At 71.8% G+C, this 20098-nt stretch carries 14 protein-coding genes; 8 read left to right on the top strand and 6 right to left on the bottom strand.

Annotation, left to right across the window (positions count from 1 at the left end):
* Positions 1-291: 291 nt before the first annotated feature.
* Positions 292-519, bottom strand: a complete 228-nt coding sequence (locus NYZ98_RS19185) for a DUF7455 domain-containing protein (RefSeq protein ID WP_262844190.1) — start codon at positions 517-519, stop codon at positions 292-294.
* A 244-nt stretch (positions 520-763) separates the two neighbouring features.
* Here NYZ98_RS19185 and NYZ98_RS19180 point away from each other — a divergent pair, with 244 nt between their 5' ends.
* Positions 764-2836 carry a DNA gyrase/topoisomerase IV subunit B gene (locus NYZ98_RS19180; protein WP_262844189.1) on the top strand — a complete coding sequence of 691 codons (2073 nt, stop codon included), beginning with the start codon at positions 764-766 and terminating at the stop codon, positions 2834-2836.
* A 162-nt stretch (positions 2837-2998) separates the two neighbouring features.
* Here NYZ98_RS19180 and NYZ98_RS19175 read toward each other — a convergent pair whose 3' ends face one another.
* Positions 2999-3499, bottom strand: coding sequence for a beta-class carbonic anhydrase (locus NYZ98_RS19175; protein ID WP_262844188.1), 501 nt, complete (start codon positions 3497-3499; stop codon positions 2999-3001).
* Between the two features lie 142 nt (positions 3500-3641).
* Here NYZ98_RS19175 and NYZ98_RS19170 point away from each other — a divergent pair, with 142 nt between their 5' ends.
* Positions 3642-3962, top strand: a complete 321-nt coding sequence (locus tag NYZ98_RS19170; RefSeq protein ID WP_262844248.1) for a hypothetical protein — start codon at positions 3642-3644, stop codon at positions 3960-3962.
* Positions 3963-4111: 149 nt separating this feature from the next.
* Positions 4112-4486: a VOC family protein gene (locus NYZ98_RS19165; protein ID WP_262844187.1), complete on the top strand. Its 375-nt coding sequence runs from the start codon at positions 4112-4114 to the stop codon at positions 4484-4486.
* Here the strand turns inward: NYZ98_RS19165 and NYZ98_RS19160 are convergent.
* The gene (locus NYZ98_RS19160) at positions 4483-7002 is read right to left on the bottom strand and encodes a DNA gyrase/topoisomerase IV subunit A (RefSeq protein ID WP_262844186.1); all 2520 of its coding nucleotides are present in this window, start codon (positions 7000-7002) and stop codon (positions 4483-4485) included. The two genes, NYZ98_RS19165 and NYZ98_RS19160, sit on opposite strands and share 4 nt — an antisense overlap.
* A 192-nt stretch (positions 7003-7194) precedes the next feature.
* On the opposite strand from NYZ98_RS19160, the gene NYZ98_RS19155 reads away from it, so the two are divergent.
* The gene (locus NYZ98_RS19155) at positions 7195-8013 is read left to right on the top strand and encodes a TauD/TfdA dioxygenase family protein (protein ID WP_262844185.1); all 819 of its coding nucleotides are present in this window, start codon (positions 7195-7197) and stop codon (positions 8011-8013) included.
* 271 nt (positions 8014-8284) lie between these two features.
* Positions 8285-10498: a RecQ family ATP-dependent DNA helicase gene (locus NYZ98_RS19150; RefSeq protein WP_262844184.1), complete on the top strand. Its 2214-nt coding sequence runs from the start codon at positions 8285-8287 to the stop codon at positions 10496-10498.
* Positions 10499-10508: 10 nt separating this feature from the next.
* Here NYZ98_RS19150 and NYZ98_RS19145 read toward each other — a convergent pair whose 3' ends face one another.
* Together NYZ98_RS19145 and NYZ98_RS19140 are read right to left on the bottom strand one after the other, a co-directional pair.
* Complete coding sequence (locus NYZ98_RS19145) at positions 10509-12542, bottom strand: protein kinase domain-containing protein (RefSeq protein ID WP_262844183.1); 2034 nt, start codon at positions 12540-12542, stop codon at positions 10509-10511.
* A gap of 336 nt (positions 12543-12878) precedes the next feature.
* The gene (locus NYZ98_RS19140; protein WP_262844182.1) at positions 12879-13772 is read right to left on the bottom strand and encodes a carbohydrate kinase family protein; all 894 of its coding nucleotides are present in this window, start codon (positions 13770-13772) and stop codon (positions 12879-12881) included.
* A 153-nt stretch (positions 13773-13925) separates the two neighbouring features.
* On the opposite strand from NYZ98_RS19140, the gene NYZ98_RS19135 reads away from it, so the two are divergent.
* The 3 genes from NYZ98_RS19135 (at position 13926) to NYZ98_RS19125 (ending at position 18439) form a co-directional block, all read left to right on the top strand.
* The gene (locus NYZ98_RS19135) at positions 13926-16610 is read left to right on the top strand and encodes a bifunctional acetate--CoA ligase family protein/GNAT family N-acetyltransferase (protein ID WP_262844181.1); all 2685 of its coding nucleotides are present in this window, start codon (positions 13926-13928) and stop codon (positions 16608-16610) included.
* Positions 16611-16823: 213 nt separating this feature from the next.
* The gene (locus NYZ98_RS19130) at positions 16824-17414 is read left to right on the top strand and encodes a DUF5998 family protein (protein WP_262844180.1); all 591 of its coding nucleotides are present in this window, start codon (positions 16824-16826) and stop codon (positions 17412-17414) included.
* Positions 17415-17554: 140 nt separating this feature from the next.
* Positions 17555-18439 carry a sulfurtransferase gene (locus NYZ98_RS19125; protein ID WP_262844179.1) on the top strand — a complete coding sequence of 295 codons (885 nt, stop codon included), beginning with the start codon at positions 17555-17557 and terminating at the stop codon, positions 18437-18439.
* A gap of 280 nt (positions 18440-18719) precedes the next feature.
* Here NYZ98_RS19125 and NYZ98_RS19120 read toward each other — a convergent pair.
* A partial coding sequence (locus NYZ98_RS19120) for a CHAT domain-containing protein (RefSeq protein ID WP_262844178.1) occupies positions 18720-20098 on the bottom strand: 1379 nt, incomplete at its 5' end.

Below are 20098 nucleotides of genomic sequence, written 5' to 3'. Positions count from 1 at the left end.
GGGGGGGGGGGGGGGGGGGGGGGGGGGTTGGGGGGGGGGGGGGCCCCCCCCCCCCCCCCCCACGACGCTGTACGCCGGGGATGGTTTCACCCTGTCGGGCCGTTACCACTACCGCGTGAAGTGACCCCGGGCGGCGCCTCGCGGGCCTCCGGGAGCCTCACGCGACCTGGCCGCGAGAGAGCGACGCGGCGAACCCCGGGGCGACGTCCTGGGGGACGCCGGTCGAGGTCGCCGCGATCACCTATGAGGTTGTTCGCTATGGGTTATGGGGTCAGAGCGGGGGGCGCGTGCTCACCGCTCGGTGGCATTCGAGGTTGGGGTTTCGCTCAGGCGCGCAGACTCGTCCTGGATGTCGGCACCCTTGTCGCGCAGTGCCGCGACGTGCCGACGCCCGTGGTGGGCACAGAACAGTAGCTCCCCGCCCACGGGGAGGGACGCGCGGATGTACGCCTGGGCGCCGCACCGGTCGCAACGGTCCACGGCGGTAAGCGGCTTGGTGGGGGCGAGAGCTCCAGTCACGTATCGCCTTTCGGGTCACCCCACTGACGTGGGGATTTGGCGTCAGTCACTTGGCTCAACATCTAACCGGATGCAGACGTTCCCAATCGCCTTCCGGATACGCCGAGAGCAGAATGTGTCGTTAAGTGACGTGAATCGACTCGCGGCCGACGCAGAACATCTTCTTGGTGAGACGCTTAGGCGCGCCGGAACATCAAGGAACGGTAGGCTACGCACACATGTTCGATGCTCAGTGGGAGTGGGAGTGACCGCAGTCAGCACGGAGGCGGGTTACACGGCCCGTCATCTGTCGGTGCTGGAAGGCCTTGAGGCCGTCCGTAAGCGCCCCGGAATGTACATCGGGTCCACTGACAGCCGCGGCCTCATGCACTGCCTCTGGGAGATCGTGGACAACGCCGTCGACGAGGCTCTCGCCGGCTTCTGCAAGCGCATCGAGGTCGAGCTCTTCCCCGACGGGTCCATCGAGGTCCGCGACGACGGCCGTGGCATCCCGGTCGACGTCGAGCCCAAGAGCGGCCTCGCGGGCGTCGAGCTCGTCTACACCAAGCTCCACGCGGGCGGGAAGTTCGGCGGCGGGTCCTACGGCGCCTCCGGCGGCCTGCACGGCGTCGGAGCCTCGGTGGTCAACGCCCTGTCGGCGCGGCTCGACGTCGAGGTCGACCGGGGCGGGCGCGTCCACGAGATCAGCTTCCGCCGTGGCGTGCCCGGCGTCTTCGACGGCGACGGCCCCGGGGCGAAGTTCAAGAAGAAGTCGGGCCTGCGCGACGGCGGCGCCCTCCGTAACAAGATCACCGGCACCCGTGTGCGCTGGTGGGTCGACAGCCAGATCTTCCTGCCCGAGGCCGAGGTCTCGCTCGACGAGATCCACGTCCGCGCGCGGCAGACCGCCTTCCTGGTCCCCGGCCTCACGATCGCGGTGCGCGACAGCCGCGACGAGGAGCCGGTGGACGACGAGTTCCGCTTCGACGGCGGCATCTCCGAGTTCACCGAGTTCCTGGCCCGCGACGAGGCCGTGTGCGACGTCATGCGCCTGCAGGGCGTCGGCCACTTCCACGAGACCGTCCCGGTGCTCGACGAGCAGGGCCACATGACCTCCACCGAGGTCGAGCGCGAGCTCACCGTGGACGTCGCCGTCCGCTGGGGCAAGGGCTACGAGACGACCGTGCGCTCGTTCGTCAACGTGATCGCGACCCCCAAGGGCGGCACCCACCTCAGCGGCTTCGAGCGCGCCCTGGTCCGCACGGTCAACGAGCAGCTCAGGGAGACCCGGCTGCTCAAGAACGGCGACGATCCGGTCACCAAGGAGGACATCCTCGAAGGCCTGACCGCGGTCGTCACGGTCCGGGTCCCCGAGCCGCAGTTCGAGGGGCAGACCAAGGAGGTGCTCGGCACCTCCGCGGCCAGCCGCATCGTCTCCCACGTCGTCTCGCGGGAGCTCAAGGAGCTGTTCGCCAGCACCAAGAAGGCGAGCAAGCTGCAGCTGCGCGCCGTCCTCGAGAAGATCGTCGCGGCGGCCAAGGCCCGCATCGCGGCCCGTGAGCACCGCGACAACCAGCGGCGCAAGAGCGCCCTGGAGAACTCCGCCCTGCCCGCCAAGCTGGTCGACTGCCGCAGCGACGCCGTGGACCGTAGCGAGCTGTTCATCGTCGAGGGCGACTCGGCCCTCGGCACCGCCCGCGCGGCCCGCGACTCGGAGTTCCAGGCCCTGCTGCCGATCCGCGGCAAGATCCTGAACGTGCAGAAGGCCTCGGTCGCGGACATGCTGAAGAACGCCGAGTGCGCCGCGATCATCCAGGTGATCGGCGCGGGCTCGGGCCGGGGGTTCGACATCGAGGCCGCGCGGTACGGCAAGGTCATCCTGATGGCCGACGCCGACGTCGACGGCGCCCACATCCGCTGCCTGCTGCTGACGCTGTTCCATCGCTACATGAAGCCCATGGTCGAGGCGGGCCGCGTGTTCGCCGCCGTGCCTCCGCTGCACCGCATCGAGATCATCAACCCGGGCAGGGGCAAGGACAAGTACGTCTACACCTACTCCGACGCCGAGCTGCACAAGGTGCTGCGCGACCTCGACCGCCGGGGCAAGCGCTACAAGGACCCGATCCAGCGTTACAAGGGCCTCGGCGAGATGGACGCCGACCAGCTCGCGGAGACCACGATGGAGCCGCGCCACCGCACGCTCCGCCGCGTCCGCATCGAGGACGTCGAGGCCGCCGAGCAGATCTTCGCGCTGCTCATGGGAAGCGACGTGGCCCCGCGCCGCGAGTTCATCGTCGGCAGCGCCGCCGAGGTCGACCGCGACCACATCGACGCCTGACGCGCTCGACGGCTGACCCGCTCGACGGCTGACCCGCCCGGCGCGTGACCCGCTCGACGGTCGATCCGTCCGACGCCGGGCCCGCGGGAGGTCGTTGACAAGGTCCTTGACAACGACCCCCGCCGGCGGCCTCGCGGTCACTCCGCGAGGCCGGTCGTCACCTCACAACTCCACGGGCATCAGCTTGCCCGTGTGAACGTCGTAGACCGCTCCGCCGACGGCCAGTCGGTCGGGCAGGTACGGGTAGGTGCGGATACGGATCAGGTCGCGCCGGAGCGCGGCGTCCTGGTCGGGCACGGTGTGGAACTCCAGGCTGCGCGTGTCGACGCCGTATTCGTGGGTTATCAGGTCATGGACGTCCTCGTCGGTCGACTTGGCCATTCTGCAATCGGTGTGCGGCATGACCAGCACGCGGTCGACACCGAGGAGGTACACCGCGAGCACGAGCGTGCGCAGCACGTCGTCGGTCACCCGGGCACCGGCGTTGCGGAGGATCTTCGCGTCGCCGGCCCCGAGGCCGAGCAGCCCCAGGGGGTCGATCCGTGAGTCCATGCAGGTGACCACGGCGAGGCCACGCATCGCGCGGCCGGTCAGGTTGGAGTGCTTGAACGTCTGGGCGAACTTCTCGTTGGCGGCCAGCAGATCATCGAACGCTTCCGTCATGGTGCCAATGTTCCCGGATGGCGCCCGGGGGAACACGCCCGGGGTGCTCGGGATGGTCTTCGCAAAGGTCCCACGATCGATGGTCACTTCGGGTGATGATGATTCGACTCTGAGTGCAAGATCGTGGAGGCGGTTCGTGGGGATGACCGATTCGCTCGCCGGCTACCTGCGTGCCCGGGCCAGGTGGCGGCTCGACCGGGTCCAGCGCAGGGACGACGGCTGGAACGCGCGTTGCGCGCTGGCGCTCCTGGACGCCGCCGCGTACGCCGAGACCCTCCCCGGAGACGACCCGCTGATCGTCGCGCTGGGGGAGGCCGGGTGCTTCGGTCCTGAGGGTTCGGGGGAGTTCGCCCCGGGGGAGGCGGCCAGGCTCATCGACTTCTGGCAGGCCGGCGAGCCCTGGGAACTGCTGGCCGCCATCCCCCCGGAGGCGTCGCCCGCCTGCCGCCCGGCGGTCACCTGACCCGCGTTTGGGCCGTCTCGCTCGGGATACAGGGCGGAGCGGCCGTGCTCACGGGCACGGCGCCTGCCTCCAAAACCGGTTTCATCCTCGGAAACGCCTGGTTACCCTGATCGACGGTGTTGCCGAGCGGACGTAGCAAGGGAGTGGCGATGAGCGAGATCGCGCGCATGCGGGCCGTCGTACTGGACTGCCCCGACCCGAAGGCCCTGGCCGATTTCTACTCGGCCGTGGTCGGCTGGAAGGTCCTCCACGAGGACAGCGAATGGGTGTCACTGACCGACGGCGGGCCCTTCCGGCTGGCGTTCCAGCGGGCGGACGACTACCAGCCGCCGAACTGGCCCACCTCTGAGCACCCTCAGCAGTTCCACCTCGACCTGACGGTGGACGACCGCAAGAAGGCCGAGGCCGAGGTCCTGGCCCTCGGAGCCGTCAAGCACCCCTACCAGCCGGGAGAGGCCGACGAGGGCTTCACGGTCTTCCTGGACCCCGCCGGCCACCCCTTCTGCCTCTGCGACCCCACCTAGTCGGCCGCCGGGTCGGCGGCGTCGGGGTCGTAGCCGATCGCGCGCCGTTCGCCGGCCGTGCCGAGATGGACGCCAAGGGCCCCGCCGATCGCCGCGATGGTCGCGGCGAGACGCAGCCCCGAACCGTCGCGCCGGCCCAGTTCGGCGGGCAGCTCGACCGGCTTGCCGGTCGAGGAGACGGCCTTGATGGGGGCCGGGCCGGCCCAGGCCAGGACGAGCATGTCCTCGCCCTTGAGGAACCGCTGGGCCCGCACCCCGCCGGTGGCCCTGCCCTTGGGCGGGAACTCGGCGTAGTCGGAGATCTTTCCGCCGCCCGCCTCCGTGCCCGGGAGCGCCGAGACGGACCCGGCGACGGTGACCACACGGGCCTCGTGCGCCGGGTCGACCACGCCGAACCAGATGACCTTCGCGCCGTCGTCCAGGCGGATGCCGGCCATGCCGCCCGCCGGGCGCCCCTGCGGCCGTACCGACGAGGCGGGGAAGCGCAGGAGCTGCGCCTCGGTGGTGATGAACACCAGGTCGTGGTCCTCCGACACCAGCTCGACGGCGCCGACCACGCTGTCGCCTGGCTTGAGCCCGATGACCTCGAAGTCGTTGCGGTTCGCCGGGTACTCGGGCACGACACGCTTCACCGCGCCCTGGGCGGTGCCGAGCGCGAGGCCGTGCCCTTCGGGGTCGAGGGACCCGAGGCCCACGACGAGCTCACCGGCGTTGAGCGTGACGTACTCGCTGACCGGATGGCCCCCTGACAGGGACGGCGGGCTGGCCGAGGGCGGCAGCGTGGGCAGGTCGACGACCGACACCCTGATCAGGCGCCCGGCCGAGGTCACCACCCCCACCTCGCCGCGCACCGTCGAGCGCACGACCGACACCAGCACGTCGTGGGCCGAGCGTTCCTCTCCCGAGCCGAGGGCCGAGTCGTCGCCCGTGCGCGCCAGCAGGCCGGTCGAGGAGAGCAGGACCAGGCACGGGTCGTCGGCGACCTCCAGCGGGATGGCGCCGGGGACGGTGACGGCCCCGGCCTCCAGCAGGACGGTGCGGCGCGGCGTGCCGTAGGTCTTGGAGACCTCGGCCAGCTCGGCCGAGACGACGCGGTGCAGCCGGTCCTCCGACGACAGGATCGCGGTCAGCTCGGCGATCTCCTCCTGCAGGACCTGGCGCTCGCGGTCGAGCTCGATCTTGTCCAGCTTGGTGAGGCGGCGCAGCGGCGTGTCGAGGATGTAGTTGGCCTGGATCTCCGACAGGTCGAAGATCTCCATCAGGCGCGTGCGCGCCATGGCCGAGTCGTCCGAGGAACGGATGACCTGGATGACCTCGTCGATGTTGAGCAGCGCGACGATGAGGCCGTCGACCAGGTGGAGGCGGTCCTCGCGCTTGCGCCGCCGGTGGCTCGACCGCCTGCGCACGACCTCGACGCGGTGCTCGACGTAGACCCGCAGCAGGTCCTTCAGGCCGAGGGTGCGCGGCTGGCCGTCGACCAGCGCCACGTTGTTGATCCCGAAGGTCTCCTCCATCGGGGTCAGGCGGTACAGCTCGGCGAGCACGGCCTCGGGGTGGAAGCCGTTCTTGATCTCGATGACCAGGCGCAGGCCCTTGTGCCGGTCGGTGAGGTCCTTCAGGTCGGAGATGCCGGAGAGCTTCTTGGAGGTCACCAGCTCCTTGATCTTGGTGATGACCCGCTCGGGGCCGACGTTGAACGGCAGCTCGGTGACGACGATGCCCTTGCGGCGCGGGGTGACCTGGTCGATCGTGGTCTTGGCGCGCATCCGGAAGGTGCCGCGGCCGGTCTCGTACGCGTCCCTGACGCCCGCCAGCCCGATGATCGAACCGCCGGTCGGCAGGTCGGGGCCCGGGACGAAGCGCATCAGCTCGTCCAGGGTCGCGTCGGGGTTCCTGATGAGGTGCCGGGCGGCGGCGATGACCTCGACGAGGTTGTGCGGGGCCATGTTGGTCGCCATGCCGACCGCGATGCCCGTGGCGCCGTTCACCAGGAGGTTCGGGAACGCGCTCGGCAGGACCGTCGGCTCGGTCTCCTGGCCGTCGTAGTTGGGCTTGAAGTCGACGGTGTCCTCGTCGATCGACTGCACCATCAGCATGGCCGCCGGGGCCAGCCGCGCCTCGGTGTACCGCATGGCGGCGGGCAGGTCGTCGGGCGAGCCGAAGTTGCCGTGGCCGTCGACCAGCGGGAGCCGCATGGAGAACGGCTGCGCCATGCGCACCAGCGCGTCGTAGATCGCGGTGTCGCCGTGCGGGTGGAGCTTGCCCATCACGTCGCCGACGACGCGTGAGGACTTGACGTGCCCCCGGTCGGGCCGCAGGCCCATCTCGCTCATGGAGTAGAGGATTCGGCGCTGGACCGGCTTCAGTCCGTCGCGGGCGTCGGGGAGCGCGCGCTGGTAGATCACGGAGTAGGCGTACTCCAGGAAACTGGTGCGCATCTCGGTCGAAACGTCGATGTCGACGATCCGCTCCTCGAAGTCCTCGTCTGGCGGGGGTGTGGTAGTCCGTCGGGCCATATCGAACATTGTGCCGAAGGTCGAGCGTGCTTCGCGACTCGAAGGACTTTCCGGGCCGCCCCGCCGGCGCCGCGCGGCCTGCGGAGAGACCGCCCGCCCTCGCGATCACCGGGTGGTGCGGCCTATGCTTGACCAAGCGGTTGCTTGCTCAGTCTCTCGGGCTGGGCTCGGACGAGGAGGGCTACCGGAGACATGATCGAGTTCAAGCCCATGACCAGGAACATCGGCGCCGAGGTGACCGGGGTCGATCTGCGCAAGCCGTTGTCCGAGGACGAGGTCCACACCATCAGGCAGGGATGGCTCAAGCACAAGGTCCTCTTCTTCAGGGACCAGAACATCAACGACGAGGAGCACGCCCAGTTCGCGCTGCGGTTCGGCGACCTCAACATCCCCGCGTTCAACAAGGACCAGAGCAGCGCCATCCACCGTCTCGACCAGGTCGACCCCAAGGGCGAGGGAGGCGACGAGTGGCACAGCGACAACACCTTCGAGCCCGAGCCGCCCATGGGCTCGCTGCTGCGCTGCCTGGTGATCCCCTCGGTCGGCGGCGACACCATGTGGGCCAACGCCTGCATGGCGTACGAGGCACTGTCCCCGCCCATCCAGCGGCTCTGCGACGAGCTGACCGCCATGCACGACATCACCGGCTCGATGCGGAAGGCCATCTCCAAGGGGCACAAGTACGACCTCGCCGAGATGCAGGCGAAGTGGCCGCCGTACGAGCGGCCCGTCGTCCGGGTCCACCCCGAGACGGGGATGAAGTCCCTCTTCGTGAACCGGGCGTCCACCACCCGCCTGGTCGGCCTGTCGGACCGGGAGAACGAGGCGCTCCTGCCGTACCTCATCGACCACATCCGCTCACCGGAGTTCCAGGTGCGGCTGACCTGGCGGCCGGGCACGATGGCGTTCTGGGACAACCGCAGCACCCAGCACTACGCGGTGGCCGACTACACCGAGCGCCGCGTCATGCACCGCGTCACCATCGCCGCCTTCGACCAGCACAAGGCCTGAGCCCGCCTCGCCCGCGCGGACGATCCGCGGTCCAGGCAGGGTGACGTGACCGGGGCCTGAGCCGCCCTCGCCCGCGCGGACGATCCCTCGATCCCCGGGATCGCCGTGGTGGGCGGGTCCCGCCTCACCCTCGGGCTCTCCGGGAGCGGCGTTTTCGCTGTTCCGGCCCTCCGCCGGACGGTCGTCCACAGGAGGGCCGGATCGCGAGGTGGTCGTCCACAGGAGGGCCCGGACGGCCGAAAACGTCACCAGGACCTGGTACCAAGGACCCATGGTTGACGAGAACGGCCTGCGGGCCGAGGCGGAGCTGCGGCTGCGAGCCCTCGCGGGGGAGCACGCCCGGCTGCGGGACGACCAGTGGTCCGCCATCCGGGCCCTGGTCGTCGACCGGCGGCGCGCGCTGGTCGTCCAGCGCACCGGCTGGGGCAAGTCGGCGGTCTACTTCATCGCGACCGCGCTCCTGCGGGCGCGGGGCGCCGGCCCCACGGTCATCGTGTCGCCCCTGCTCGCCCTGATGCGCAACCAGATCGCCGCCGCCGACCGCGCCGGGGTCCACGCCGCCACGATCAACTCCGCCAACGTCGACGAATGGGACCTGATCCACGCCGAGGTCGAGCGGGGCGAGGTCGACGTGCTGCTGGTCAGCCCGGAGCGGCTCAACAACCCCGACTTCCGCGACCTGGTCCTGCCCAAGCTCGCGGCCGGCGCCGGCCTGGTGGTGGTCGACGAGGCCCACTGCATTTCTGACTGGGGCCATGACTTCCGCCCCGACTACCGCCGCCTGCGCACCCTCCTGGCCGACCTGCCGCCGGGCGTGCCGGTCCTCGCGACCACCGCCACGGCCAACGCCCGCGTCACCCGCGACGTCGCCGAGCAACTCGGCACCGGCGTCCCCCGTGCCGCAGGCGAGGGCGACCCCGGCGGCCTGGATGCGGTGTCCGGCGACCTGGATGCGTTGCCCGGCGACGTGGGCGCGGTGCCCGGAGACGGGCCCGCGCGGGAGGCCGGTCGCCGTGCCGCCGCCGGCACCCTGGTGCTGCGCGGGCCGCTCGAACGCGACAGCCTGCACCTCAGCGTCGTCCGGCTGGGCACCGCCGAGCAGCGGCTGGCCTGGCTCGCCGAGACCCTGCGCGAGCTGCCCGGGTCCGGCATCATCTACACCCTCACCGTCGCCGCCACCCAGGAGATCGCCGCCTACCTGCGCGACCAGGGCCACGAGGTCGCCGCGTACTCCGGGCAGACCGATCCCGCCGAGCGGCTCGCCGCCGAGCAGGCGCTGCTCGGCAACCGGCTCAAGGCCCTGGTCGCGACCTCCGCGCTCGGCATGGGGTTCGACAAGCCCGACCTCGGCTTCGTCATCCACGTCGGCGCCCCGGCCTCGCCCGTGGCCTACTACCAGCAGGTCGGCCGGGCGGGCCGAGGGGTGGAACGCGCGGAGGTGATCCTGCTCCCCGGCCCCGAGGACCGCGACATCTGGGCGTATTTCGCCTCGCTCGCCTTCCCGCCGGAGGCCGTCGTGCGTGCCACGCTCCAGACCCTGGCCGAGCGGGGCATGATGTCCACGGCCGCGCTGGAGACCCGCGTCGACCTCAGCCGCAACCGGCTGGAGACCATGCTCAAGGTCCTCGACGTGGACGGGGCGGCCAAGCGGGTCAAGGGCGGCTGGCAGAGCACGGGCCGCCCCTGGGCGTACGACACCGAGCGGTACGCGCGGGTCGCCGCCGAGCGCGCGGCCGAGCAGCAGGCCATGCTCGGCTACATCACCACCGAGGAGTGCAGGGAGGAGTTCCTCCGGCGCCACCTCGACGACGACACGGCGCGGCCCTGCGGCCGGTGCGACAACTGCACCGGCGTCCACCGTTCCGCCGACATCGCGACCGAGGCGGTTCACACCGCCCGCGAGCGGCTCCAGCGGCCCGGTGTCGACGTCGATCCCCGCCGCCAGTGGCCCATCGGGCTGAAGGAGCTCGGGCTGTCCGGCCGGATCCGCCCCGAGTGGGCGGCGGAGCCGGGACGTGCGCTCGGGCGGCTCACCGACATCGGCTGGGGCAACAGCCTGAGACGCCTGCTGGCGACCGGCGCCCCCGACGGCCCGGTGCCCGACGAGGTGTTCGCCGCCGTCGTGAAGGTGCTGAGCTCCTGGCGGTGGGCCGAGCGCCCGGTCTCGGTGGTCACCGTGCCGTCCTCGACCCGGCCGCTGCTGGTCGCGAGCCTGGGCGAGCGGCTGGCCGCCATCGGCAGGCTCACCTTCCTCGGCTCCCTGACCTACCGGCAGGGCCCGCCCGGCCGCCAGCACAACAGCGCCCAGCGCGTCCGTGCCCTCCGCGCGACCCTCGCGCCCCCGGAGGCCGACGTCTCCGGCGGCCCGGTGCTCCTGGTCGACGACCGCGTCGACACCGGCTGGACGATGACCATGGGCGCCATGATCCTCCGCGAGGCCGGCGCGCCCGCCGTCCTTCCGCTGGCCCTGGCCACTACCAACTGAGGGCCGGTTCTCAGGGCGGGCCGGAAGACTGGGGGGACGTAGGGGTGGTTACGGAGGGTGACGACGGTAGGGGTGCAGGGGTGGGGAGCGCGGCACTCAGGAGAGCGGCGACCGCCGCGCCCGCAGCCGCCGCGAGACCGGCCATCACCCATGCCCGCCGGAATCCAGGAGTAGGGGTCCTCCCGAGACGATCCTGCGGCATCTCAACCGAAATGATCGACCGCACCGCCTCCACCGGCCACGCGACAACCGATGATCCACCACCCCCCGGAACGACATCCCGATCCTCCGCACCGGCTTCTCCGAGCACCGAGACGCCCTTCTGGGACGCGGAGCCGCCCCTTTCGGCGGGCGCGGTGGTGCCAGGGACGGCGAAGTCGTCCCCTTCGGGAGGAATGTCGGCCGACGCGGCGGCGTCCGAGCGCGTGGCGCCGTCCGGGCTGGAGGGAACGCCGGGGGAGGACGTGCCGCTGTCCGGGGCCGGGGGGTCTCCTGTCGCCGAGGATGTGGTGCCCCCGGTTGTGGAGGGTGTGGTGTCCCCGGTCGCGGTGGAGGTGGTGTCTGGGGTTATGGACGTGATGCCTGGGATTGTGGAGCGTTCCTGGGTGCGGGCGGTCAGGAGTTCCTGGAGCTGGAGCAGGGTCTGGAGGGCATCGGCGGCGGTCGGCCGCCGCGCTGGGTCCTCGTCCAGGGCGGCACGCACCAGCGGAAGCAGCGCGGCGGGCAGCACGGAGAGATCGGTCTTCCTGGCAGGGAACCTCCGCCTGACGGCCCCCAAGATTCCCCCACCGAACCGAACCCGCCAGGCCCCGCCGAACCGAACCCGCTGTGCCCCGCCGAACCGAACCCGCCAGCCCTCGCCGAACGGACGCTTCCCGGATGAACCCTCCGAAGGCCCTGAGGGCACGCCGTACGGCGATCCCTCGGACGTACTGATCCGAGACGTACCAGCGAACCCGGCCGGAGAACCACCAGACCCGTCAGCCGGTGGTCTGCCGGTGGCGGCGAAGACCAGGGTGGCCGCCCAGGCGAAGATGTCCGCCGGGGGCCCGAGTTCGCCACCGCCCAACTGCTCGGGAGGCATGAACCCGGGCACGCTCATCGCGCCGTGGCTGCCCTGGGCGTGGGTGCCCAGGATGTGGTCCGTGCTGCTTTTGTCGTTTCTGTTGTCGATGGGGGGCCGGCAGGCGTCCAGGGCGGTGGAGACGCTGAAGTCGACCACGTGGGTACCGGCGGGGCCGAGCAGGACGTTTCCGGGGTGGAGGTCCCGGTGCACGATGCCGGCCCGGTGGACGGCGGCGAGCGCGGCGGCGGTGGCGGAGGCCAGGCTCAGCAGGCTCTTCTCGTTGAGAGGTCCGTGCCTGGCCACCAGATCGCGCAGGGAGTCGCCCTGGACGTACTCGCTGACGACGAACGGCCGCCCGATCCCGAGGCCGATGTCCAGAACGCGTGCCGTACCCGACTGGACGACCATGGACGCGGAGGTCAGCTTCGTGACGAACCGCCGCTCGGCCCGCCCGCCCGCCGGCAGCTCAGCCCGAAGCGACGTCAGAACGACATACCCCCCAGACCCACCGGCCGGCTCCCCGTCCCTCAGATCAGACCGCCCAGAGGACCTCGGTGCCGTCACCTCGGCCCGGGTGGACGGCTCCCCGGCCGCCGGGCCGGAACGGTCGGAGGTGTGCGTGGCCGCCCGGGTGGACGGCTCCCCGGCCGCCGGGCCGGGAGGGTCGGAGGAGTGCGGGGTCGCCCGGGTGGACGGCTCTCCGGCCGAAGGGCTGGAGGGGTGCGGGGTCGGCCGGGTGGACGGCTCCCCGGCCGCCGGGGCGGAACGGTCGGAGGGGTTCGGGGCCGCTGGGGCGGAGCGGTCTGAGGGGTTCGGGGCCGTCAGGCCGGATCGGCCGGAGGGCTTTCCGGTCGCCGGTGGGGCGAGGGGTTCGGCGAGGTATGTGGTGGTGCGGGATCCTTCGCCGAGGAGCGCGATCAGCCGGTACCCGCCCAGCCGATCCGGATCGTTCGGCCGTAACGGGCGAGGATCCGGCACTCCACCCTCCTGCGAGCTAGGCGGACGGCGATCGCACCACGAGGGGTGCTGGCTGCCCCGGTCCCCGGGCGCGAGCCGCTGGTGCGGCGCGGGCGCCGATGACCGAATGGGCCTTGGGTCGGCGGGACGGGTCAGGACGCCTGTCAGCCCGGGTGGGCGCTGAGCCGGCGAACGGACTACGGGTGCAGGCCTCATCAGAGCCGGTGGGCCTTGAGTCGGCGGGATACGGCTACCGGATCAGAACCGGGTGAGGGTCCTGGATCGGCAGGTACGTAGGCCGGGTCAGGACCGGGTGAGGGTCCTGAAGCGGCGGAGGGTGAGGGGGTGGGGGCTGGGTCAGAGGCGGGGGCGGGCGCCGAGGTTGCTGATGGCCTTGGCGGCCAGGGCGTTGCCCGCGGCGAGCGCGTCGGCGGGCTGCTTGCCCTCCAGCCACGGCTGCAGGAAGCCCGCGGTGAAGGCATCTCCGGCACCCGTGCCGTCGACCGACCGCTCGACGTGCTCGGCCGGCGCGCGGACGGGTTCCGCCCGGTTGTTGGTGTACCAGAGCGAGCCCTCGCCACCCAGCTTGATCACGACCTGGGGGAACCAGGCGGTGAGCACCTTGGCGGCGGACGCCGGGTCGTCGCGGCCCGTGAGCACCTTGGCCTGCGAGTCGTTGGCGAACAGCAGTTTCGCACTGTGGGTCCACTCCAGGAACGGCTCGGCGCCGGTGCGCTCCAGCGGCGCGGCGGAGGCGCAGTCGACCGAGATCGACATGCCCGCCCTGCGCGCGTGGTCGAGCGCGGCCAGGCCGGCGTCGCGCGAACCGTCGTTCAGGAGCGTGTACCCCGAGACGTGCAGGTGACCACCCTGGGCGAACAGGTCGCGGGGAAGGTCCTCGGGGGAGAGTGCGGCGTTCGCACCGGGGTCGGAGAGCAGCGTGCGCTCGCCCTTGTGCGTCACCAGCACCACGCAGGTGCCGGTCGGCCGCTCTGGGTCCATGACCAGGCGGGCGTCCACGCCGTAGCCCATGAGCTCCATGTCACGGTTACGGCCCGTGATGTCGGCGCCTCGGCGGCCGACGAAGGCCACCTCCGCACCCTCGACGGCAAGCCAGGAAGCGATGTTGGCCCCGGAGCCGCCACCATGCATGGTGACGACGGCCGGAGTGTCGCTTGCCCTGGCGAGGGGGTAGCGGGCGCGTGCGACCGCATCGGTCATCAGATCGCCCACCACGACAACCCGCGTCATGATGTCACCACCTTGTTGGCACTACAGGAGGCTGCTGACAGAAAACCTAACAGCTTCAAGCCGGGGCGTGGGGCATAGAGCGGACACCCGTGCACAGTCGATGCACAAGCGTTGCTCAACGTTCCCGCCGAGGCGCCCCGTACGCTCGTCGATGTGGAACCTGACTACCCCGCCCACTGGGAGGCGGACGTCGTCCTGGCCGACGGGGGCACCGCGCACCTGCGGCCCATCAGGCCGGATGACGCCGGCATCCTCCGCGCCTTCTACTCCCGCCTGTCCGACCAGTCGATCTACTTCCGTTTCTTCGGCCCCCGGCCGCGCCTGTCGGATCGTGAGGTGCGGTGGTTCACGACCGTCGACTACGTGAACCGGGTGGCCCTGATCGCGACCCTCGGTACCGAGATGATGGCGGTCGTCCGGTTCGACCGGATGGACCAGCAGGACAGCGCGGAGGTGGCGTTCCTGGTGGAGGACGCCCACCAGGGCAGGGGAGTGGCCTCGGTCCTCATGGAGCACCTGCGGGCGGCGGCCAGGGAACGCGGCATCAAGCGGTTCATCGCCGACGTGCTGCCGTCCAACAACCGGATGATGGCGTTCTTCCGCCAAGCGGGGTACACCGCGCAGAGCGAGTTCGAGGACGGGGTCGTGCGGATGACCCTGGACCTGGCCACCACCGAGACCTCCCTGGAGGTCACGACGGCCCGCGAGCACCGCGCCGAGGCGCGTTCGATCGAGCGCTTGCTCACCCCGACGTCGGTGGTGGTCGTCGGCGCGGGACGCGAGGCGGGCGGGATCGGGCAGACCGTGCTGCGCAACCTCCTCGGAGCCGACTTCAACGGCCCGGTCTACCCGGTCCACCGCGAGGTACGGGCGGTGGCGGGCGTGCGCGCGTACAAGAGCGTCTCGGCCATCGACGGGGACGTCGACCTCGCCGTGGTGGCCGTGCCCGCGGACGCGGTCCTCGACGTCGTCGAGGAATGCGCGGAGAAGGGCGTGAAGGGCCTGGTCGTCGTCTCGTCCGGCTTCGGGGAGAGCGGCCCGGACGGGCGGGCGCGGCAGGACGATCTCGTGCGCGTCGCCCGCTCGTACGGGCTCAGGGTGGTCGGCCCGAACTGCCTCGGCATCGCCAACACCGACCCCTCCGTCCGCCTGAACGCCACCCTGGCCGCCCACCTGCCCGGCCGGGGCCGTGTGGGGTTCTTCAGCCAGTCCGGAGCGCTCGGCACCGCCCTGCTCCAGCGGGTCGCCCAGCGCGGCATGGGCATCTCGACCTTCGTGTCGGCGGGGAACCGGGCCGACGTCTCGGGCAACGACCTCCTGCAGTACTGGGAGGAGGACCCGGCCACCGACGTGATCCTTCTGTACCTGGAGTCGCTCGGAAACCCCCGCAAGTTCGCCCGCCTGGCCCGGCGCACCTCGCGCAGGAAGCCGATCGTCGTGGTCAAGAGCGGCGGGACCACCCAGGGGGTGCCCGTGGGGCACGCCGCGCCGGCCCTCGTGCTGCCCGACACCGCGCTCAGTGCGCTGTTCGAGCAGGCGGGGGTGATCCGCGTGGACGACCTCACCCAGCTCTTCGACGTGGCCCAGCTTCTCGCCTACCAGCCGCTGCCCGGCGGGCCGAGGGTCGGCGTGGTCAGCAACTCCGACGCCATGGCGCTGCTCGCGGTGGACGCCTGCGTGGCGGCCGGGCTGGAGCCGTGTGCGGCGGCCAATCTCGGGGCCACGGCGGGGGCGCGCGACTACCGGAAGGCCCTGGCGGACATGGACTGCGAGGTGGACGCCATCGTCGCGATCTACATGCCGCCGGTGCCGGGGAACGCGGCCGAGGTGGCGGCCGAGCTCGTACGGGTGGCACGGGACACCGGCAAACCGGTCCTGGCGACCTTCGAGGGGCGCATGGGCATGCCGCCCGAGCTGCGCGTTCCGGGTGAGTCGGGCGAACCGGGCAAGGGGTCCATCCCCTCCTATCCCGCCGCCGAGGAGGCCGTACGGGCCCTCGCGCACGTCGTCCGGCACGCCTCGTGGCGGAAACAACCCCAGGGGACCTTCCCCGAACTCGGCTACATCGACACCGACGGCGCCAGGTCCCTCGTCCACCGCATCCTCACGCCCCCACCAACACCCATCGAGACCCCCACCCCCGAGGGCGGCACGTCCCTGGCGTTCGGAGGGGCGATGGAGGTCGACGCCGGGGAGCTGCTCGCCAGGTACGGGCTGGACGTGTGGCCGGCCGAGGTGGTCAACTCCCCGGCCGAGGCCGTGGCGGCGGCCGAGCGTCTCGGCTGGCCGGTCGTCGTCCGGTCCGCCGACCCCGAAGTGGCCCACCGCGCGGGCACCGTCCGGCTCGGGCTAGCCGACCCCGGCGGGGTGCGGCGCGCGTACGAGGACCTCGCGGAGCGGTTAGGGCCGCGCGTGATGCTGTCGGTCCAGCGGATGGCCCCGCAACCGGCCGTGCCCACGGTGGTGCGGGTGGCCGACGACCCGGACTTCGGGGCAGTGGTGTCGTTCGGGTTCGGCGAGGTCACCGCCCGCCTGCTCGGCGACGAGGCCTTCCGGCTCGCCCCCCTGACCGCCGAGGACGCCGCGGCGCTGGTCAGGTCCGTACGCGCCGCGCCCCTGCTGTTCGGGGAGTACGGCTACCCGCCGGTGGCCGTGGGCGCGCTTGAGGACCTGCTGGTCCGGGTGGGGCGGCTCGCCGACGAGCTTCCCGGGGTGGCCCGGCTCGACCTGGACCCCGTTCTGGTCGGGGAGTCGGGGGTGAGCGTGCTGGGCGCCAGGGTCGTCCTCCGGAGCACGATCGGCCCCCGCCCCGACCGAGGCCCCCGCCGCCTCCACTAGCCCTGCCATCCGCCCGGAGCCGGGACCGGTCACATGTGGCTCTGCCACCCGCCCGGGGTTGGGCCCGGTGGCGATGGTGCGGCTGGGGCCGGTGGCGATGGTGCGGCCGGGTCGCGTGCCGCCTTGGGTCTGTGGCGGGCATTCCCGGACGAGCCTGGCAAGGTGGGCGCCCGTGAGGTGAAACACCATGCCGAGACAGGGCAGGATGGACCTATGAGGGAAACCCGAGTCTCGGCCGCTGGCTTGCGCGAGGCTATCGAACGCAGCGGCTACTACCCCGATCTCGTGGCCGACGCGGCGGAGTCCGCGCTGGGCAAAGAGCAGGTCACGGCGTACGTGGTGCACCACGAGGCCACCTTCGACCCGGCGATGGAGGTACGCAGGCACGTCACGGTGGTCGTCCTGTCCCCCACCAGGCTGCTGGTGTGCCACACGGACGAGCACCCGCCCGCGGACGGCATGCCCACCTCACACGCGTCCACGACGACCGAGGCCGTGCGCCTCAGCCGGGTCCAGTCCGTCGCGGTCACCCGAGTGGTCCCCGACCCCGCCTCGTACGTGGCCGGCGTCCCGCCGACCGAGGTGACGCTCACGATCGGCTGGGGCGCGATCTCCCACGTCGACCTGGAGCCCGCCACCTGCGGGGACGAGAACTGCGAGGCCGACCACGGCTACACCGGCGCGATCACCGCCGATGACCTGTCGCTGCGGGTCAGCGAGGCCGCCGACGGTCCTGAGGCCGTGGGCAACGTCCTGGCCTTCGCCAAGGCCCTGTCCGAGGCGACGGCGCGCGCGGCGAGCTGATCCGGCACCCGGCCCGACGTGCGGCGCTTCGCGCTTGACCGGCGGTGTCAAGGTAGGAATCGGTTGAATATTCATAAGAGAGGGAGGGAAGGGGCCTCCTCCCATGGCTGAACGCCACAGGGTGTCCGCCCCGTGATCCGATGAACACGAGCCCTTTGATCACCCCCGCCGACCTGCCGGACGGCCCCGCCAACCTGCCCACTGACGTGCGGGGTGGTTCTGGTCGCCTGGGAGGCGGATCCGGTGACCTCGCCGGCGCGACGATCCTTGATGTGCGGTGGCGGCTGGTGGGGGCTCCGGGTATCGAGTCGTACAGGGAAGGTCATATCCCCGGCGCCGTGTTCTGCGATCTCGACCGTGATCTCGCCGCGCCGCCGGGCGACGGCGGGCGCCACCCCCTGCCGGACACCGCCGCGTTCCAGGACGCGATGCGGCGGCTCGGCGTGTCGGGCTCGCGGCCCGTCGTGGTGTACGACGACGCGGACTCCACGGTCGCGGCGCGCGCGTGGTGGACGCTGTGTTACTTCGGCCACCCTGACGTGCGGGTCCTCGACGGCGGGTACCGCCGGTGGGTGGACGAGGGGCGTCCGGTGACCAAGGACGAGCCGGTCCCCGAGCTGGGGGACTTCACCGCCACCCCGGGCGGGATGCCGGTGCTGGACGCCGCCGAGGCGAGCACGCTGGCCGACGACGGCGTGCTGCTGGACGCGCGGGCCGCCGCCCGCTACCGGGGCGAGGTCGAGCCGGTCGACCCGGTGGCCGGGCACATCCCCGGGGCCGTGAACGCGCCGACGACCGAGAACGTCGACCCGGCCGGGCGCTTCCACGCGCCGGAGTTCCTCAGGGAACGCTTCCTGTCGTTCGGGATCACCCCGGAGGTCCCCGTCGGCGCGTACTGCGGCTCCGGGGTCACCGCCGCGCACGAGATCCTGGCCCTACGCCTCGCGGGCGTCTCGGCGGCACTCTACGTCGGCTCCTGGTCCGGCTGGCTGACCGACCCCACCCGCCCCATCGCCAAGAGCTGACCGACCCCCTGGCGGACCGTCACCTGTCCGCTCGTCCGATCACCAACTCGACTGGTCACGGGTTCGGTCGGTCACAAATCCGACTGCTCATGGACCTACTGGTCATGGACCCGACTGGTCACGAGCCTGGGCTGCCCCGGACTCGACCGGGCCCCGGGTCCGGGTTGCCCCGAGCTCGGCCGGGCCACGGGTCTGGGCTGCCCCGAGCTCGGCTGGCCAGGGGCCGGGCTGCTCCGAGCTCGGCTGGTCACGGGTCCGGGCTGTGCCGGGATCGGTCGGGTCACGGGCTCGGTCGACTCCAGGGGAGCGGCAGGGGGTGGCCGTGGGAGCCGAAGCAGGCGAAGCCCGAGACGCCGGTCTTCTCGCTCGCCGTGGCGAGAGCCTCGGCGGGGGTGCGGCCGGAGATCAGCAACGTGTGGAAGAGCGTCATCAGCGTGAGAGCCTCGTCATCGCGAACCGGGACGAGGCCCGCGATCACGCAGGACGTGCCCTGTTCGAGGAAGGCGCCCGCGAGCCCCAGCGGGGCGCCGTCGACCGGAGCGTGCGCCATCCCGGCGTCGCACGCCGACAACACCACCAGCCACGGCGCCCGACCGACCCGGAGCAGGTCGTAGGCCATCAGCGGTCCGTCCTCCAGGGCAATGCTGGACAGTAGAGGACTCCTGACGCAGAAGTACCCATGCGCGGCGACATGCACGATCTCCGCCCGCTCCAGCACCCCAAGCACCCCCGCCACCGTGGCCTCCACCCGGACCACCGCACCGTCCGGGCTCCCGCCGTGAGGTGCGACCGTGTCGTCCGCCCCCGTGACCGCATCGTCTGGGGCTTCGCCGTGTGGTGGGACCGCGGTGTCCACCGTCAGGACCGCATCGTCCGGGGTCCCGCCGTGAGCCGTGACCGTGTCGTCGGCACCCACGACCGCACCGTCCGGGGTTTCGCCGTGTGGTGCGACCGTGGTGTTCGTTCCTGTGACCGTGTCGTCCGGAGTCCTGACATGAGTCGTGTCGGTGCTTTTGTAGGTGTGGAGGACCATTGCTGCCTCCGTGTCGGCGTGATCGAGTCCTGGGCCGGCGACGGCTGCCACTCGTACGGTTCGCGTTGGATGTGCGGCGGTGGGGGGAATGCCGGGGAGGCGGGCGCTCGATGTGAGCCAGGCGGTCGCGCTGGACGCCACGCATACCGCCCGGCCCCGGAACGAGGGGAGCACCGGCCACGGCAGGGTGTGAAGGGCGCCGGTCGGCACGACCACCACGGGTCCGTCTCCCAGGTCCCCGACCAGCGGCCCGAGCACCTGGTCGGCGAGCCGCCCGGCCTCGTGGGCCACCCCGCCGTGCGTCCCCGTGTCCCGCAGGCCCGCGCGGCGCAGGCCGTACCGGAGCCGGATCGTCGCCTCGGCGGCGGCGGTGTACGAGCCGAGAGGGTGCAGCACGCAGCGGTCCGCCCTGACGACGACGGCGAGGAGCCGGTCTTCGTGCCGTACGAACTCGATCAGCGCACCGTCGCCGAGCGCGGCCCGCAACCGCTCGACCGACAGCGGTTCCCGCGAGCGCCCCCGCGCCATGGACCGCCAATGCTCCGCCCACCCCAACACGACCTCGGCGACGAGGGAGGGAGGGGGATCGTTCAGAACGAGGGAGGGAGGGTCGTTCAGGACGGGCG

Source organism: Sphaerisporangium corydalis, assembly GCF_025506355.1.
Classification (GTDB): domain Bacteria; phylum Actinomycetota; class Actinomycetes; order Streptosporangiales; family Streptosporangiaceae; genus Sphaerisporangium; species Sphaerisporangium corydalis.
This window is presented reverse-complemented; position numbering and strand designations above follow the sequence as displayed.